The following is a 19,384-nucleotide window of genomic DNA, read 5'->3' as shown; positions in this document are numbered from 1 at the left end:
CAATAATATCGATTTTTTGCTGTTACCTTTTCTTCTTATGCTAATTACTATATTTTAAAAAGTTATCCACTATGTTTACCAATCTCATTAGGAGCGCATCATGAGCGAAGACAAGTTAAATGATCTTGATGACCATAATCAAGACACCGCTCAAGATGCCACCCAAAATACTGCTGAAAACAATCAGACATCATCCAAGGCAGCAGCAATAGAGATGCCTCTAAGCCAATCAAAAAACGATGATACTGCGTCCGTAGCGAAAAAAGAGGACTCGATAATAACGTCCGTTGCTGATGCTGATGAAACGCCAATGCCGCCAAAAGAGCCTATTCCTGACGCTACAGGTTGGTCGCCTAAAAAGAAATCTTATTTTAACCTAGGCTTATTGATTGCACTAATCATTATTGGCGTCCTTTTGATTCTTTATGCGTGGAAGCTACCGCCCTTTACGCCTACGGTTCAGCAGACTAATAATGCCTTTGTAAAAGGTCAAACAACGATTATCAGCCCGCAAGTTTCTGGCTATGTCACAGAAGTGGCAGTGCAAGATTTTGAAAATGTACAAGCGGGTGATTTGTTGGTTAAGATAGACGACCGTGCCTTTTTGCAGCAGCTCGAACAAGCACAAGCCAATATCGAAGTCGCTATGACCGACCGCTCAAGCAATGCGCAAGATACGGGCACCAGTCAGGCGCAAATCGAAGCACGTAAAGCGGACTTATATAGTGCCAAAGTTAGCGTTGATAGTGCACGCGAAGACGTCAAGCGCTATCAAGGACTTGATGCCATTGGTGCTGTGTCCAAAGCAGAAGTTGCTCATGCCCAAGCTCAGCTCGCTCAAGCACAAGCTGGCGTTCAGCAAGCAGAAGCCAATTTACAAGTCGCCCTTGAGGCTAGCAAAAAAACCAGTGGTAGCCGCTCATCACTCGATGCCAATATTAAAAATGCAGAAGCAGTTGCTAAGCAAGCAAAGATTAATTTAGACAATACGATTATTACTGCTCCTGAATCAGGACAACTGAGTCAAGTCAGCGTCAAAGCTGGGCAATATGTCAGCGCGGGCACACAGCTCATGTATGTGGTTCCAAAAGGCGTGTGGATTATCGCTAACTTTAAAGAAACCCAAGTGGCAAATATGGCTGTCGGTGAGCCTGCAACTATTCATGTGGATGCGCTAGGCGGCGCTACGTTTCGAGGTCATGTCAGCAATATCTCGCCAGCGACTGGCAGTGAATTTAGCGCGGGCGCGGCAAACCCTGCGACTGGCAACTATATTAAAATCGCTCAGCGTATTCCGGTACGAATAGATTTAGAGCAAGGACAACCTGAGCTTGCGCAATTGCGCCCCGGTATGTCGGTGTCGGTCGATGTCGACACCCAAAAAAATAAAAAGTAAGGGGATATCTGCAACTCGGCCTTTCTCTTATTTAAATGGTAAGACTTGAGCAAGGAAATCTTCATACTATCAATCAATTGTTATGCTGCTTACACCTACAGTCAATTTATGATGAATTTATTATATGAAAGGAACAATAATGCGGCATAAAATGATAGGGTTAAGCACTTTACTAATTTTATCAGGGTGCATAAAAAATCATAAAAATACGGAAGTTCAATTGGTCGAATTTAAACGGACATCATCATATTATGAAATAACTTTTTTATCAGAAGCTAATTTTTCAATACGTGAATCAACTAGAAATACAGGGAGTTATATACATTGTATCAACGATAAACGAATCTATGATGATAAATACATTCCTGACTACTCTTCGAATAATTATTTGAGCGGCAATATTCCTAAAAAAACCAAACCTACTGCTGACACACTTTCAGATCAATACATCTATAGCATCAAACTTGATTCTTCAACATACTTAGAGAACGACAAAACTTTATATTGCCGTATATTTACAGGAAACTTCCCAGGAAAGCTAAAAAAGTCGCAAGTACTCGAGCTTATACCATAAAGCTTTTAATAAAATTAGGTGCTGTTGCTGTTTAGAGCAGCAACAGCACCTAAGAAATCACTCTCTGCTTATATCTAAATAATAAGTAGCAAATATGTTTAAGGCAAAAGGCGCTTGGTAGTCCAGCTTTCACCATTGTCTTTAGTATAGACAATACGGTCATGCATACGGTTGGCACGACCTTGCCAAAACTCAATCTCATGAATGGTAATCTCGTAACCACCCCAAAACTCTGGTGTTGGCACTTGGCTATCTTCTGGATACTGATTTTGCAGCTCATCAAACTTGGTTTGCATCACCTCACGATCAGCAACTTCGCCACTTTGAGGCTGACTGACCCACGCACCCACTTGACTGTCGTGAGGACGCTTTTGAAAGTAAGCAGCTGACTTATTAGCATCGATTTTAGCAATACTGCCACTAATACGTACTTGACGCTCCAGCTCATGCCAAAAGAATAGCGCTTCGACATTCGGGTTTTCGGCAATATCTTGACCTTTAGCGCTTTCATAGTTGGTATAAAACACCACACCATTTTCAGTAATCTCACGCATAAGTACGATGCGCACGCTAGGTTTATTATCAGCACCGCACGTCGCTAGACTCATCGCATAAGGCTCTTGCACCTTTTGTGCTATTGCCTCATTCATCCATTCTTTTAGTAGCTCAAATGGAGAGTCTGGGACGGACTGTTGATCAAGCTCACCTTTTTCGTATGACAAACGCTGATCGGTAAAATCCATGCTCATAAAATATTCCTTATTTTAATATAACTATATTATGACTTTAACCCAATATTGCTTTGATATGGTCAGCCAAATCATTTGCCAATACATCACATTCTATTTCATCATCCGACTCAACCATCACACGTATCATAGGCTCTGTACCTGACTGTCGAATGAGCAGACGACCACGACCCTCTAAAGTGGCCTGTGCTTTTGCAAAAGCAGCAACCAGCTCTTCATGTTCAAACGGATCTTGCATTTTACTTAAGCGTACATTGACCAGTTTTTGTGGCAATTTTTCAAAGCCTTCGGTCAAATCACTGAGCGCTTTACCACGTGCTTCCATCACCGCAAGCACTTGCAAGCCGGCGATAATTGCATCACCCGTACGACTCTTATCTAAACATAGAATATGACCCGATGGTTCGCCGCCCAGTATCCAGCCATTCGCTTCAAGCTCATGCATCACATAACGATCGCCTACTTTTGCACGAGTAAATTTAATGTCTGCCGCTTTGAGTGCCAACTCTAAGCCCATGTTACTCATGAGCGTACCAACCACACCTTTCGCCTTAGTCTGACCTTGGGTAGCAAGTACGTATAAAATGCCATCGCCGTCAACCAGATTACCAGCCTCATCAACCATCACAATACGATCACCATCACCGTCTAGTGCGATACCAACATCTGCCTCGTGCTCAATCACTGCTTTCTGTAAGCCTTCAGGATGGGTAGAGCCGCAGTCGGCATTGATATTGATGCCATCAGGCGTATTGTTAATAGCAATCACATTGGCACCCAACTCACGCATGACTCTTGGTGCCACGCTATAGCCTGCACCATTGGCACAATCTACGACGACAGTCAGATGACTCAAGTCGTACTGATAAGGAAAACTGCCTTTACAGAATTCGATATAGCGACCTTTGGCATCATTGATTCGATTGTTTTTCCCTAATTGTGCTGGATCAAGAATAGGCATAATCACATTATTGTCCGCCTCAGAGGCACTCATAATCGCTTTTAGCTTGTCATTAATAGAGTTTTGCATCTCATCAGTCAGCTTTTTGCCATCACCTGAAAACAGTTTGATACCGTTATCATAGTAAGGATTGTGCGACGCTGAAATAACCACCCCAGCATCTGCATTAAAACTACGGGTCAAATGCGCAATCGCTGGTGTGGGTAATGGTCCAAGCATATGCACATCAACACCAGCGGCATTAAACCCTGCTTGCAATGCGCCTTCAATCACATAACCTGATAGCCGCGTATCCTTACCGATGACCACGCTTGGCTTGCGAGCAGGATTGTCATTATTCTCTATCAGCACACGTCCCGTCACATAGCCCAATTTTAAAATAAAGTCTGGTGTGATCGGCGACTCACCGAATTTTCCGCGAATACCATCGGTGCCAAAGTAGCTCATTATGTATGCTCCCAAATCTAAGAGTGAAAACCAGACGAATACGCAAACAATAACGTATAAACAGTCTAAGTAGTTATTATTATAATCCGCTTGTGTATTTTACAAAAAAAACAGCCAACAATAACAAGGCATTGTTGGCTGTTTGTATCTTAAGGTCACTGCAGCCCTGCAAAATAGCTATCGTTGACGTAATGCAGGATTACAAAACACTTTTTAATTCACACGATAGTTCGGTGCTTCTTTGGTGATTTGTACATCATGGACATGCGACTCTTTCATACCCGCCGATGTCACCTTAATGAATTGCGGATTGGTACGCATATCTTCGATAGTCGCAGAGCCAGTATAACCCATTGATGAGCGCAAACCGCCAACCAACTGATTAACAATACCAGCAACTGGACCTTTATAAGGAACTCGGCCTTCGATACCTTCTGGTACTAATTTTTCTACGCCATCTTTAGCATCTTGGAAGTAACGATCTGATGAGCCATTTGAACCTGACATCGCGCCCAAACTACCCATACCGCGGTAAGCTTTGTAGTAACGACCTTGGAACAGCTCAACCTCACCCGGCGCTTCTTCAGTACCCGCCATCAATGAGCCTACCATGATGCACGAAGCACCAGCAGCGATGGCTTTTGCCATATCACCTGAATAGCGAATACCGCCATCAGCAATCAGTGGAATACTGTCTTTTAATGCGCTAGCGACGTTATCGATGGCTGAGATTTGCGGCACACCGATACCAGCGATGATACGCGTAGTGCAGATAGAGCCAGGGCCAATACCGACTTTTACCGCATCAGCGCCTGCATCACGTAGTGCAAGTGCAGCATCCCCTGTTGCGATATTGCCACCGATGACTTGTACGTGTGGATAGTGCTTTTTAATCCAAGATACCTTATCAATCACGCCTTTTGAATGACCATGTGCGGTATCAACCACAATGATATCGACGTCAGCAGCGATTAACGCTTCAACACGCGCTTGGGTATCTGCACCAGTACCAACAGCAGCACCAACACGCAGACGACCTTGCTCATCCTTACAAGCATTTGGATTGTTTTCAGCTTTTGCAAAATCATTAACCGTAATCAAACCACGTAAGCGGAAATGATCGTCGATAACGATGACTTTTTCAATACGGTGTTCATGTAGCAGACGCTTGATGTTTTCGTTGCTTTCACCTTCATGTACTGTCACCAACTGATCTTTTGGCGTCATGATTTTACTAACTGGCAAAGACAGATTGGTTTCAAAGCGCCAATCTCTGTGAGTCACAATACCCACGACATTATCAGTGCCTCTTTCTACCACAGGTACGCCTGAGATATTATTATCTTGCGTCAGCTGTAGCAGATCACCAATCGTCATCTCTGGATGCACAGTAATCGGATCTACAACCGTACCTGCTTCAAATTTTTTGACGCGGCGTACTTGTGTGGCTTGCTTAGCGATATCCATGCTCTTGTGCAAGATACCCATACCGCCTAGCTGTGCCATCGTAATGGCCATTTCAGATTCGGTCACGGTATCCATCGCGGCGGAAATCAGCGGTAGATTCAGCGTGATATTTTTGGTCAAACGGGTGGTCAGATCGGCAGTTTTTGGCAAGACTTCAGAATAAGCTGGCAACAATAAAACGTCATCAAAGGTTAAGGCTTCATCGACAATTCGCAACATACAGACCCCTAGTGGTGGTTATTTTGATGGGTGGGATATTTTTGGCATTAAGACAATCAACCAAAATCAACGATATGACTTTATGAAGCTAAAGTCTTAAAATTAAAGACCTTGTATCACAAAGTTTTAGATAATCAGCAATGAGCCAGCCGGTGTTTGTGATTAAACAAACAGAGACACTCGAAAATTGCAATTGATTGATGCTAATAAGTTTGCACAAATATAGCGCGCCCCTACTCTTAATCGCTCATTTATCCCTTAAAAATAACGCCATATTATAACAAATAATCAGACAAATCGCATGCTATATTTGTCAGCTTATTTTGCTAGCGCTTGTCTATCGATATCGACGTCCGTAAAGACCAGCTGTTTAAAAGCATAGAAAATATACTCAATCGTCGGTTACTGGTCTTTACCCTTCAATATTAAACGTTCAGCAGGCAGATAAGCTTTTTGTTTGCTATATAGATAATTCAGCATCTGCTCACGTATCTCACAGGCCAGTGTCCATGCTTCTATGGGACCTACCGCTGAAACAGCGCCGCGCAGGTGAATAATATTGGCAGTCACCTCAACGACAAACATTTCAGGCTCAGTTTTGTTGTCCCAAAGCTTATTGTCTTTAACCGCCGATATAAATTGCTGGCGAATGGCATCAATATCTGCACCATAATCGACATATAAAAACACAGGACAGGTCTGATGTACTTCTGTATGTGACCAGTTTTCTACCGTTTCGGTGATCAATTCGCGCATCGGCACGATCAATCGACGTTCATCCCATGTTTTGAGTACCGCATACGTATAACGCAGGTCTTCAACGGTACTAAAGTTGCCATCCATTATCACACTGTCGCCAATCCGTACCGGCTGGGTCACGGCCACCTGTACCCCAGCAATGATGTTACCCAGTATCGGCTGCGCGGCAATTCCGATGACCACGCCTGCGATACCAGCCGAGGTCAATAGCGTTTTGCCAAGGCCTTCCATGTTGGCAAATTCACTGAGACCAATCCAAATACTGCCCAAAATCATGACAAAAATAAAGACGCGGCGAAATATCGATACATAAGTACGGCGACGGCGCTCTTTATCAAAGTGCTCTTCAGCCAGATTTTCAATTTGTAGGCTTTGATAGCGATTAGCAAAAAAGTTAATAACGCGAATGCCAAGCCATAAGGTGCTAAATACTAGCCCAATCCAGATAAGCGGACGAGTCGATGAAGCTACCGCATCCAAATAAGGAAAGCCGCCTGACACTAAAGTAAAGACGAGCAAAAAACTGATGGTAAAAGTCAACGGCACGGTCAGCTTATTAACCAAATCTGCCACGCCATTAGTACTACCAACATAATTGCTGTATTTTTCATCGTCGATATAACGGCTGATGATTTTTTCCGTGCCTTTACTGAGTAACCACCCTACTCCCATGGTCACTAAGAAAAACAGTGCTAATGCCAAAAACTCCCATAGTGCAATACTAAAAATCTTAAGTTTTAACCATCCAGGTAAATAACGCTCAAATTCCGCTGGATGATATTGCTCATAGAGATTGTCGATATTATCAACTGTCTGTGCAGAAAACACCCAAATAGGCGCAGCTTCACCAACCCGTACTCGTTGCAAATAGATGGGGACACGGCGCTCACGATAGTCGATATAGCCTAGCTGAATCGAACGTCTAGGGATGCCCATGATACTACTGGTATTGCCAAGTGGCGGCTCGATTAAACCATCTGGGCGATCTGGCAGATCATCAAAAACATAAAGCTCTTTTTCCGTTAACAAAAAATCCAACCGTTTTGATAACTCAAGCGCGTGGTTACGCTGAATTTTCTGATCGATTAAATTCATGTTAAGTGCATAAGCGGCCAAGTCGTATTGTTGCTTCATGACCGCTGATTGAAAAAATTCTAAAGTCGCCAGTGGCGTGGTTAAATTTGGCGGCTCCGATAATGGCGGCAAGCCTACATTGAGCTTGTCTAGCAAATAATAACTTTCATTGTATTCACCCGTCAGTCCAGAATCGCCCTGCAAATTACCCGCTTGCTCTACTACATTGCGCTCGGTAGGATCAAATATCTCTTCTGCAACGCCAGAGATGCTGAGGCTTTCGTCTTTAATTGTATTGATTTTTTGAGTGGCATATTCAGCCAGATTATCGGGCTTGCTAATTGAAGTTGATGACGAGATGGACTGCTCATCCGCAGCTTGTTTGCTATCGCTAGTGCTTGCGGCATTAGCGGGTGCAAACACAGCACTCATGCTGACTATAAAAAAAACCAATAGTAATGACAAAGTACTGGCGCGCACATTCCAACGCTGGGCGTTAGGATAGTGGTCACTGTCGGTATCAATTGCTATACGATGACCGCCAACAATGCTTTTTTTGAGAATATTCATATTTTAAAAGCCATTAATTCACTTGATGTTTGCATCTCTTGAAGCTTGCCTACAAAGCTTATTCTTACATATATTACATAGCCAATTTAGCTTGATCTTTCTGGTTTGACTGCAATTTGTCTTGTTCTTAGCACCATTTTTAGAATGATGATACGCCCTAGTTTAGTCTATAAAAAAAGCCAGCTCAAAGCTGACTTAGTTTATGACTATCTATATGGGTGTTCTGTAACATAATTGCCTTAAGCACGGCGCCATGTCGTGCCAGCACGGCTGTCTTCAAGCTCAATACCAGCATCTTTTAATTGCTCACGTATCTCATCAGCACGCGCAAAGTTTTTATTGGTTTTGGCATCCGCACGCTCAATGATTAAACCATCGATAGTGTCATCGGTTAACCCATCATCTGCCTGTTCACCAATTATTGCTTGCAAAAACTGTTGAACTGGCTGCTGTAAAATATTGAGTACCTGTGCCAACGCTTTGAGCTGCTCTGCTAATTGCCATGCAGTGTCTACCTCTTCGGCTTTAATGGCTTTATTAATGTCGCGCGCCAGCCCAAACAGTACACTGATCGCCGTTGAACTATTAAAATCATCGTTCATGGCTTTGATAAAGTCTTGTCCGGCACTGCTACTATAAGCATCATTTATCAGCGTATCACTGACTACGAGCGTCTGCCCTTTTTGTTGTTCGGCCAATTTTAATGCATTATATAGCCTGCTTAGGCTATTATGTGCTTCATCCAATGCGTTGTCAGAAAAATTGACTTGGCTGCGATAATGGCTTGATAATAAGAAAAAGCGCACCGTTTCAGGTAGGTATTTTGCTATCACATCGCGAATGGTTGAAAAGTTCGCTAATGACTTAGACATTTTTTCGCCATCGACATTAATGAAACCGACATGCATCCAGTTACGCGCGTATTCACAGCCAGTCGCGGCTTCAGACTGCGCTATCTCGTTTTCGTGATGCGGAAACTGTAAGTCGTGACCACCGCCATGAATATCAAAGGTACTACCCAAGCACTTGGTCGACATCGCTGAGCATTCGATATGCCAACCTGGACGCCCCTGTCCCCATGGTGACGCCCATTGCGGCTCATCAGGTTTCGCGGCTTTCCACAGGACAAAGTCAAACGGATTTCGTTTGTCATTTTCGACATCGACGCGTGAACCTGCTTGCATCTCATCGAGATTACGCTTAGACAATTTACCATAATCTGCAAAATTATCGACGGCATAGTAGACATCACCATTGTCGCCTGTGTACGCATAATTACCTGTAACCAGCGTCTCAATCATGTGTTGCATGTCATCAATATGGTCAGTCGCCCGCGGCTCAGCATCAGGTGCCAAGCAACCAAGTGCTGCGAAATCTTCGTGCATGGCTTCAATAAAACGCTGCGTTAACGTACCTATCTCTTCGCCATTCTCGGCGGCGCGCGCGATGATTTTGTCATCAATATCGGTGATATTGCGCACATAATTAACGTCATAACCCAATTGCGTAAGCCAACGTACCACCATATCAAACCCAATCATCATTCGAGCATGCCCAATATGACAATAATCATAAACGGTCATACCGCACACATACATGCCTACTTGCCCTGATTTGAGTGGTACAAACTGACGTTTTCCGCCAGTCAGTGAGTCATAAATAGCAAGCTGAGACATCGCATCGGCAAGTGGTGTGGTCATGGTTAAAAAGCCTTTTAATTTAAATAAAATAGATAAAACAGATAAAATAAAAACAAAAATATAATCAATGTTTGGATATTAAACAGCACTGACTATGGTCGTTATAACTGTAAAAACAACGGCAACATAAAACCTAACCCATTATCTTAGCGAAAACAGCCATAAAATACTACAATGAGCCCGCAACTAACATCATTCAATCATAAAAACTGTTAAGGATTTAGATATGGGCAATCGTTTAAGCAAAATATATACGCGTACTGGAGATGACGGTAGCACTGGCATGGCAGACGGCAGCCGCGTCAGCAAAGCAGACAATCTATTTAGCGTAATGGGTGATATCGACGAGCTTAACTCACACATTGGTCTGGTACGTGCTCAGTTACAGCATAATAAAGGGCAATCTATAGAGAAAGAATTTTCTCAAGCGTTAGTCATCATTCAGCATCTATTGTTTAATATCGGTGGTGAGCTGGCTATGCCAGAATATGAAGGCGTCAATGCCACTCACATTACATGGTTAGAACAGCAAATTGATGTAATGAATACGACCTTGCCGCCGCTAAAAGATTTTATCTTGCCCACAGGTTCGGTATTGGTCAGCCAACTGCACGTTGCGCGTACAGTCTGTCGCCGTGCTGAGCGCCAAGCAGTGCTATTACAACAAGAGCGACCACAAGCGATTCGCAGTACGGCCATGAGCTTTATCAATCGCTTATCGGATTGGTTGTTTGTCGCTGCTCGCTTTTGTACAGATCCCAACAAAGTCTCTGAAGTCTTATGGGACAGTCAGGTATTACAAAAATTCGCTGATAAAAAATAATCGCGCAAGACTACTTCAGTGAACTAAAACGCTAAAATAACACCCTAGAATCAAGGTCTAGAATAAAATATATAAAAGCCCGCAACCTTAACACTGCGGGCTTTTTACTGACTAATCGATACTATTCAGTGACGACAATATTATTCGACAACAGCCTAAATCTTACTAATTAGTAAGTAGCGCTGTCATCTTCAATAATAACCATATCGATACTTTCATCTTTAGGTACTGATTTCGGTACAGCGGGTGTGGCTGGGGTTTTAACCTCAGGAGTGGCTGACGCGCTGCTATTATCCGTATTACTACTGCTTGGATTGTTAATAGTCGGCGGCGTGGCAGGCTGAGTAGGACGAATCGGCTCAACTGGCTTGACTACTTGAGGCTGACGAACGGGTGCTGACTGACTGTCATCGTTTTGTGCTGCACGGCGCTCAGTGCTACGTTGGGCGCGCTGCTCATCCATCGCTGATTTAAATACAGAACCTGCCATCACATCGGCGACCACAGTAATCAATGCTGGCTGCCCAGCAATACGTGTGCGTACTTGACCGCCTTGAGTACCAACGACATAGGTAAAGGCATCATCAACCAACATGTTATTGTTGATACGAATGTTATTTTGCGCTAAGCGTGATTGTAGGCTCGGCTGATTGTTGGCTGCTTGTACTTGACTGGCTTGATACAAATCTTCGCTTGGTAACGTCATGCTCACGCTTGCCTGACAAGTCGTCATACCATTGTCATTGGCTGCTTGTAAGACTGCAGCATTTTGTACATCAATCACAATGCCGTTGGTTTTATTAGTGATAGCGCCGCTAGCGAGACTGATCTCTGCATCATTTGCGTAGTTGGCAGCCAGTGTTTGTGCTTGTTGATTGAGCGTGTTTTTCAGAGCCGTTTTGAGACGATCTTGTACCATTGGGTCATCACAGCTTACCGCAGTAGCTGCGGTGTTTTCAGTAGACGTAGACTCTTGCTCTGTAAGCTCTGCCGTCTCGGTGGTATCTTCCTTCTCTGAGCGATCACAGCCAGCAAGCGCTAAACCACATACCATGCCAATACCAGCCACTTTATACCACTTGCTCACGTTTTTATTTGCTACGCTCATATTTCTTTTGCTCCCAATTTACTAATACGTACCGCCACTGATGGACAGTGATTGATGTTCAAACCGCAACCCTAGCTGCCCTAGGTTTGAAAACCAGATTATTATACGGTGTTTAAATAAAATGTTCATTAGTGTAGCCCATGGATATACAAATAACGCCCCTCATTATAGGTAAAACCTGTATTTAGTTGCAAAAACATAACAAATACATACTTATGAATTCGCTGTAAATACGCTTTTAGACTACCGCGATCAACTAGGGTCTGTTGAATGTTTGACAGACAGTAAACATATTCTAAGATTTCGCTCAGCTCATATCTATAAAGTTTTTGGATAAAAAGAACCACATAGTAATATTGCTTTATCGAGCAAATTTTATTAGACGCTGTTGTTTTAGCACTATATGATTGCGCGTATCACTAACTAACCAACCATATAAATTATGATAAATTTCGAAAACACGCTTTTATTGGGTCATCGCGGTGCGCGCGGCGAAGCATTAGAAAATACTTTTTCAGGCTTTGAGTACGCTCAACGTCTTAACATTCAGGGTCTAGCAGGGGTTGAGTTTGATGTACAACTGAGTGCGGATGGTCATTTAATCGTGTTTCATGATGACACGCTGCAACGCATGTGTGGTCAGCAAGCACGTGTTGATCAGTTAAATCTTACTGAGCTTCAACGCCATTCGCAGTTTGGTCATCAGATTATGACATTAGGGCAGGTAGCACCGTTGCTAACTGGCTTTACTGATATTGAACTGGAGATTAAAACGCATGACCGTACTGATTATGCTAAATTGGTACAAGCATTGGCACGCAACCTCATCGATAGCCCACTTGCCAAACTACCCATTGTGCTGACCAGTTTCGATGTAGAGCTACATGTTCGCTTACAACGTCATCCATTACTAAAGCCTATCTCTCGCGGCTTGCTCATTCGCACACCTGAAGTCTTAATGACTGCGCCGAATACCGCCTTGCAACTTGGCTGTATTCAGCTAGGTATCCACTATCCGCTTATTAGTCGAGCAGTCATTGAACATAGCCACCGTTATGGCTTGCCAGTGAGTGCGTGGACGGTCAATGATATTGACACGATTAAACAGCTGATCGCGTGGCAAGCTGACGTCATCATCACTGATTTTCCGAGTTATTTACTGCTGGGTTAATAAGCATCGCCTTTATTTGATTTATTTAAAATCATCTACATATCTACGGTGTTACTTACACTTCTCCTCAATGCCTGATAAGTCATCCATTATTTTCGTTAATACATTCCATAATCAATACAAGTTATTGTTATTTAGCAATATTTTTACAGTGTATAACTGTTCACTTTATTGATTTTTTAAGGTATCATATAGGCTTAAATTAATACCGTTAGGGATATTATATGATTGCAAAAAAAGCACTTGGCTTACCGCTTAAAGGCTTACGTTTCGCTATCAAATCTGGTGATACGCTTATCAAAGCCGCCAGCACTCAAGCCACACGTTTTAAGACACGTTTTGACGAGAGTAAAACTGCAAGCTCGCTTAATGAGCAGCCTGTTGCCAAACGCAACTACGCTCATGCTGCGGGAGAGCAAGATGTCGCTACTAAAGAAGACAGCATTGATATGCGCGAGTTTGAGTTTACAAAAGCGCCGATCAATTGGATTCCAGCAACTATCTTGGTAGCCACACCTATTGCTGCTGCGATCATTACACCATGGTATTTGTTTACTCATGATGTTAGCGCGCCAGTTTGGGGCGTATTTGGTGCCTTTATGGTATGGACAGGTATCAGTATTACGGCGGGTTACCATCGCCTGCTATCGCATCGTGCTTATAAAGCGCACCCGATCGTCAAAAACTTTTTATTGCTAGGTTCCACCTTTGCCGTACAAGGTTCAGCGTTTGATTGGGTTTCTGGTCACCGTACGCATCATCGTCATGTCGATGACCGCTTAGAAGACCCGTACTCAGCAAAGCGTGGCTTTTTCTTTAGTCATATGGGCTGGATGCTACGCAATTATCCTAGCGGTAAATTTGACTATAAAAATATCCCTGACCTAACCAAAGATAGAACGCTGCAAATTCAGCATAAATATTACGGTTTATGGGTTGCGGCATTAAACATCGGTGTGGTCGCTGCGATCGGTTGGTTATTGGGTGATGTTTGGGGTACTTTGGTCATCGTAGGCTTACTACGTCTAGTACTGACGCACCACTTTACCTTCTTTATTAACTCGCTATGTCATATGTTTGGCACGCGTCCTTATACGGATACCAATACTGCTCGCGATAACTTCTTCTTAGCTATCTTTACGTGGGGTGAGGGTTATCATAACTACCATCACTTCTTCCAATACGACTATCGTAACGGGGTAAAATGGTGGCAGTATGATCCTACTAAATGGTTGATTGCTAGCCTATCAAAGCTGGGCTTAACCAGTGAGCTACGTACCGTTGATGACACCACTATCAAGCATGCAGAAGTACAAATGCAATTTAAAGCGGCTCAGCAGCAGATTGATACGGCAGCAGTGGGCGGCATTGATCTTCCTCATGCGATGAAGAGCTTCCAAGATCGTATTAAGTTTGAATATGATGCCTTTATGCAGACTGTTGAAGAATGGCAAGCTCTCAAAGCTAAAACGATTGAGCTGAAAAAAACAGAATATGCCGATCGCTTGCATGAAGTGGAAGATGAGCTAAAGCACGACTATGCCAAAATTGAACAAAAAATTCTTGAGCATAATAGCAATTTGAAAACTGCGTTTCGCTCTATCGGCATCAGTAAAAAAGCGGCATAATCGCTGATTATTAAACTGTATTTTATTACCTTTGTGATGAACGATAATTGTAAAGCTTCTCCTTCCCTCTATCTGTAGCAGATAGAGGGATTTTTTTGCTCATCCTTTATAGCTCGTGTCGAACATTGATTTATAGAAATCAAAAGGACAAGTGGAAGCAATATCTTTGTTTGATAGGCTAAATGCATTCAATATTACTCATGGTTTTTGGGTGCGCTATTACAAGAGATGGACAGAGTGAAATGATGTAATATCAAGGCTATGCTATAGTGCTTTTATTGCCCCTACACTTTACTTATACTTCAAAAGCAGGAACGGCTTGTATGCGCTATCAAAATACCTATGTCAATCTAGACACTCGCCTTTATCATGAGCAACCGCCGACGCCGCTGGACAATCCACGTGCTGGACACTTCAACATGCAAGTTGCGCAACAGTTAGGCTGGACAGATGATGAAGATTTAATGACACATTGGGTAGAGATACTCGGTGGTCAATACATGCCAGCGGATTTTAAGCCATTGGCCATGGTTTATGCGGGTCACCAATTTGGGCAATGGGCAGGTCAATTGGGTGATGGGCGCGGCTTGCTGATGGCACAAGTGCTCGATAACAATAATCAATTGCAAGACTTGCACCTTAAGGGTATTGGTCTGACGCCTTATTCGCGGATGGGTGATGGGCGTGCTGTCTTGCGCAGCACTATTCGCGAGTATTTATGTGGTCATGCTCTTACACAATTAGGTGTTCCTTCCTCTAATGCTTTGGGATTTGTTGTCTCCGATACCAGAGTGCGCCGTGAGCGCATGGAAGCAGGTGCGGCATTGATGCGCGTGGCTGATAGTCACATTCGCTTAGGTCATATCGAGTGGATTGCCAGCTTTGCTCCTGATTTACTCGCTGAGTTCACTGATTATATGATCGACACTTATTATCCAGAGTGCCGTGATAGTGACGCTCCCATACTGACATTTTTAACCACGGTGGTTGAGCGAACCGCACGAATGATCGCTGATTGGCAACTGATTGGCTTTGCTCATGGGGTAATGAATACTGACAACCTCTCTATCACTGGTAGCACCTTAGACTTTGGTCCATTTGGCTTTATGGAGCGTTTTAATCCTGCTTGGATCAACAACCACTCTGATCATACTGGTCGCTACGCTTATCAGAATCAACCTGCTATTGGTCACTGGAATCTCAATGCTTGGCTGCCACATTTTATGCGCTTAGAGGGCGTAACACGTGAGGCGTTAGCAGACTGTCTAGCGCCTTATGAAGCCACATTTATGCAGCACTATCAGCAAGGGCTTTGTCGTAAGCTTGGGCTGCCGCATGCAAAAGAGAGCTTAACCTTAGCTTTCGAATGGCTAACCTTACTAGAAGACAACTTGCTGGACTATACCAATAGCTTCCGTGCGCTACTCGGTTTGGTCGCGCCGAATGAGCACCATTATGAAGAGCAGCTATTGTCAACCATGACAAATGAGCTTAGCGATGATGCCCAACAAGTCTGGCAAGATTGGTCGACTCGTTATATGGCGCAAATACAGCAGCTGCCACTTGAGCAAGTTATCGATGATATGCAGCACAATAATCCTGTTTATGTACTGCGTAATAGTATGGCGCAGCGTGCCATTACGGCAGCAGAACAAGGACAGTTCGAAGAAGTGAGTCGAGTATTCGATTTACTGGCTAACCCTTATCAGGTACAAGCAATCGCTACCCTTCTCGACACGATGCCGCCTACCCCACATGCGCCGCAAATGCCGATTAGTTGCTCGTCTTAATGATATGTTATTAAACTGCTATTCTGTAATATTTTGAAACATTATGAGATTAAGGTTGATATTTAACCCTATTTTTTGGCATTATTAATTGGCTAAATAATGAATATCATTTTACTATATTATTCTCGCCGTTCACGGCAGCTGACTAGGCAGTGAATTGGCAATAGTGCTAGAATAACTATTCTACTAGATTACTTTTTTGGCTCAATGCTTAATCGCTAATCCTGACACTTTGAATTATTAACTGTTTAGCGTCACGTTGCCCTTAGAGGATTATTATTCCATGATTTTTTGAGGGTAAAACGTTATTTTTATCTCCATTTACTTCATTCCAATTTATTCTAACCATGGCAATTATTATGAATGACGATACCACTTTGAATACGGATAACCTTAGTACAGAAAAAGAGCAGTTTGAACAAGCTGCCTTACATTATCATGAGTTCCCACGTCCAGGCAAAATCTCTGTCACCCCTATTAAGCAGTTGGCAAACCAACGTGATTTAGCACTTGCCTATTCACCAGGTGTGGCAGTTCCTTGTCTTGAGATTCAAAGAGATCCGACGTTAGCGGCTAAATATACCGCCCGTAGCAACTTGGTTGGTGTTATCACCAACGGTACAGCGGTACTGGGTCTAGGTAATATCGGGCCATTGGCATCGAAGCCTGTAATGGAAGGTAAAGGGGTTCTATTCAAAAAATTCGCAGGTATCGATGTTTTTGATATTGAAATTGCACAAAATGATCCAGACAAATTCATCGAAGCTGTTGCCTCTCTTGAGCCTACTTTCGGTGGCATCAATCTAGAAGACATCAAAGCACCAGAATGTTTCAAAATTGAGCGTGAATTACGTAAGCGCATGAACATTCCAGTATTTCACGATGACCAACATGGTACGTCAATCATTGTTGCAGCAGCGATGCTCAACGCGCTATTGATTACTGGCAAAAAAATCGAAGAGATTAAAATCGTCTGTTCAGGTGCTGGTGCCGCCGCCATTTCTTGTTTAGATATTATTTGCGCACTTGGGGTGAACAAAAATAATATCTTTGTTTCAGATTCACGCGGTATCATTACAACTATCCGTGAAAATCTTGACGAAACCAAACAGCGCTATGCGCGTGAGACGACTGCGACCACTATCGACGAAGTGATGGATGATGTCGATATGTTCCTTGGTCTATCGATGCCTGGTACGTTATCTGAAGATATGGTTCGCCGTATGGCAAAAGACCCTATCGTCTTTGCACTTGCTAACCCAACGCCTGAGATCATGCCAGAATTGGCGCACGCTGTACGTCCAGATGTCATCATGGCAACGGGTCGCTCAGACTATCCAAACCAAGTAAACAACGCTTTATGCTTCCCTTATATCTTCCGCGGCGCATTAGATGTTGGTGCCACGACTGTTAACGAAGAGATGAAAGTCGCTTGCGTAAGAGCCATCGCTGCGATGGCACACGTTGAAGCAACGCCGACCACCAGCGCTAGAAACATCGAAAAAATGCAAAGTTTCGGTCGTGATTACCTGATTCCAGGGCCTTTAGAGCCAAACCTAATCATCGAGATCGCGTCTGCGGTCGCTCAAGCTGCGATGGATTCAGGCGTTGCAACCTTACCTATCGCTGATATGCAAGCTTATCGTCAGCGCCTGTCTGAGTTTGTCTATAACTCTGCATTCGTGATGAAACCAATCTTTGCGCGCGCTAAAGCCGATCCAAAACGTATCGTTTACTGTGAAGGTGAAGACAATAATATCTTACTTGCTGTGCAAGTGGTCGTTGATGAAAAGCTAGCACAACCTATTTTAATTGGTCGTCCTTCAGTCATCGAAGCCAATATCGAAAAACTAGGGTTACGTCTAAAAGATGGTGTGAACATCTCTATCGTCAATATCGATGACGATCCTCGTTATAAAGACTACTGGCAGGGTTACTACGAGAAGAACAAACGTCTTGGTGTGAGTATTGAACTTGCTCGTCGTGATGTTCGTCGTAAGACCACATTGATCGGCTCACTATTGGTCGAAAATGGCGCTGCAGATGGCATGGTATGTGGTACGTTTAGCCATTATCAGTTGCACTTAAAATATGTACAAAGCGTTATTGGCAAAAAAGAAGGTGTGAATGACTTCTATGCTATGAATGCGGTACTCATGCAAGATCGTAATATTTTCATCGCCGATACTTATATCCACGAAGATCCAACGGCTGAACAATTGGCTGAAATGACTGTCTTGGCAGTTGATCAGTTACGTCGCTTTGGTATCACACCACGTGTCGCGCTAGTTTCTCACTCTAACTTTGGCGCTTCAAATCGCACCAGTGCTGTAAAAATGCGCAAGGTCTATGAACTGCTGACAGATATGAATGTAGACTTTGAATTCGACGGCGAGATGCAAGGTGACGCCGCGTTGAATGAACATATTCGTTTAAACAACATGCCATCAAGTCCGTTGAAAGGTGCTGCAAATCTGCTCATCTTACCAACACTTGACGCCTCAAATATTGCCTTTAACCTACTCAAGACAGCAACTGGTAGCGCCTCTATTGGTCCTATTTTATTAGGTACTAGCAAACCAGTACATATTCTCACACCATCAGCAACTGCACGTGGTATCGTCAATATGACTGCTCTTTCCGTTACTGAAGCTCAAGATTTGGCGAGCGAAAATCAGTAATATATCCTGCGCTACCTAGTAGTATGTATTATCAAGATGGTCTCTGTTATTCATTTATAGAGACTGTCTGCTATACTAAAACCAGTCAATGCTATTAAATAGCGTTGACTGGTTTTTTTTGCTTGTTATACATTGGCTAAGATGCAACGTAGCCTTATTCAGTATCAGTCATCACTGGCTCAATAAAAATAAAGGGGCTGTCCTAGATAAGTAAAATAATCTAGGATAGTCATATGAGAAAGAGCAGATTAAGTTGGTACAAACAAA

The 19,384-nt window shown here is 43.3% G+C and carries 13 protein-coding genes; 7 read left to right on the top strand and 6 right to left on the bottom strand.

Going from position 1 to position 19,384, the window contains the following annotated elements; all coding sequences use genetic code 11:
* Nucleotides 1-100 precede the first annotated feature (100 nt).
* Together JMX95_RS13015 and JMX95_RS13010 are read left to right on the top strand one after the other, a co-directional pair.
* On the top strand, nucleotides 101-1,396 hold the full coding sequence (locus tag JMX95_RS13015; RefSeq protein WP_201561028.1) for an HlyD family secretion protein: 1,296 nt from the start codon (nucleotides 101-103) through the stop codon (nucleotides 1,394-1,396).
* A 139-nt stretch (nucleotides 1,397-1,535) separates the two neighbouring features.
* A complete protein-coding gene (locus JMX95_RS13010; RefSeq protein WP_109592655.1) occupies nucleotides 1,536-1,970 on the top strand; it encodes a hypothetical protein in 435 nt (144 codons plus the stop codon).
* Between the two features lie 98 nt (nucleotides 1,971-2,068).
* On the opposite strand, the gene pdxH is transcribed toward JMX95_RS13010, so the two are convergent.
* The 5 genes from pdxH to cysS all read right to left on the bottom strand — a co-directional run bounded on the left by pdxH (nucleotide 2,069) and on the right by cysS (nucleotide 9,916).
* Nucleotides 2,069-2,713 carry a pyridoxamine 5'-phosphate oxidase gene (pdxH, locus tag JMX95_RS13005; protein WP_201561030.1) on the bottom strand — a complete coding sequence of 215 codons (645 nt, stop codon included), beginning with the start codon at nucleotides 2,711-2,713 and terminating at the stop codon, nucleotides 2,069-2,071.
* Nucleotides 2,714-2,756: 43 nt separating this feature from the next.
* Nucleotides 2,757-4,127, bottom strand: coding sequence for a phosphoglucosamine mutase (glmM, locus tag JMX95_RS13000; protein WP_109592651.1), 1,371 nt, complete (start codon nucleotides 4,125-4,127; stop codon nucleotides 2,757-2,759).
* A gap of 213 nt (nucleotides 4,128-4,340) precedes the next feature.
* Nucleotides 4,341-5,813 (bottom strand): IMP dehydrogenase, encoded by a 1,473-nt coding sequence (gene guaB, locus JMX95_RS12995; protein ID WP_045454296.1) that lies wholly within the window; start codon nucleotides 5,811-5,813, stop codon nucleotides 4,341-4,343.
* Between the two features lie 402 nt (nucleotides 5,814-6,215).
* Nucleotides 6,216-8,216, bottom strand: a complete 2,001-nt coding sequence (locus JMX95_RS12990) for a mechanosensitive ion channel family protein (RefSeq protein WP_227676073.1) — start codon at nucleotides 8,214-8,216, stop codon at nucleotides 6,216-6,218.
* Nucleotides 8,217-8,455: 239 nt separating this feature from the next.
* Entirely contained in the window at nucleotides 8,456-9,916 is a 1,461-nt protein-coding gene (cysS, locus tag JMX95_RS12985) for a cysteine--tRNA ligase (protein WP_201561027.1), read from the bottom strand.
* A 226-nt stretch (nucleotides 9,917-10,142) separates the two neighbouring features.
* Between cysS and JMX95_RS12980 the strand changes: the two genes are divergently transcribed.
* Nucleotides 10,143-10,739: a cob(I)yrinic acid a,c-diamide adenosyltransferase gene (locus tag JMX95_RS12980; protein WP_201561026.1), complete on the top strand. Its 597-nt coding sequence runs from the start codon at nucleotides 10,143-10,145 to the stop codon at nucleotides 10,737-10,739.
* Between the two features lie 169 nt (nucleotides 10,740-10,908).
* Here JMX95_RS12980 and JMX95_RS12975 read toward each other — a convergent pair whose 3' ends face one another.
* The gene (locus tag JMX95_RS12975; RefSeq protein ID WP_201561025.1) at nucleotides 10,909-11,847 is read right to left on the bottom strand and encodes a hypothetical protein; all 939 of its coding nucleotides are present in this window, start codon (nucleotides 11,845-11,847) and stop codon (nucleotides 10,909-10,911) included.
* 442 nt (nucleotides 11,848-12,289) lie between these two features.
* Between JMX95_RS12975 and JMX95_RS12970 the strand changes: the two genes are divergently transcribed.
* From JMX95_RS12970 to JMX95_RS12955, 4 genes are all read left to right on the top strand, one after another.
* The gene (locus JMX95_RS12970; RefSeq protein WP_109592643.1) at nucleotides 12,290-13,018 is read left to right on the top strand and encodes a glycerophosphodiester phosphodiesterase; all 729 of its coding nucleotides are present in this window, start codon (nucleotides 12,290-12,292) and stop codon (nucleotides 13,016-13,018) included.
* Between the two features lie 449 nt (nucleotides 13,019-13,467).
* Nucleotides 13,468-14,646, top strand: coding sequence for an acyl-CoA desaturase (locus JMX95_RS12965; RefSeq protein ID WP_201561029.1), 1,179 nt, complete (start codon nucleotides 13,468-13,470; stop codon nucleotides 14,644-14,646).
* Between the two features lie 323 nt (nucleotides 14,647-14,969).
* Nucleotides 14,970-16,436 carry a protein adenylyltransferase SelO gene (locus tag JMX95_RS12960; RefSeq protein WP_109592639.1) on the top strand — a complete coding sequence of 489 codons (1,467 nt, stop codon included), beginning with the start codon at nucleotides 14,970-14,972 and terminating at the stop codon, nucleotides 16,434-16,436.
* 359 nt (nucleotides 16,437-16,795) lie between these two features.
* Nucleotides 16,796-19,117, top strand: coding sequence for an NADP-dependent malic enzyme (locus tag JMX95_RS12955; protein WP_060491229.1), 2,322 nt, complete (start codon nucleotides 16,796-16,798; stop codon nucleotides 19,115-19,117).
* The last annotated feature ends 267 nt before the right edge of the window (nucleotides 19,118-19,384 follow it).

It is taken from the genome of Psychrobacter sp. NC44 (assembly GCF_904846655.1).
Taxonomy (GTDB): domain Bacteria; phylum Pseudomonadota; class Gammaproteobacteria; order Pseudomonadales; family Moraxellaceae; genus Psychrobacter.
This window is presented reverse-complemented; position numbering and strand designations above follow the sequence as displayed.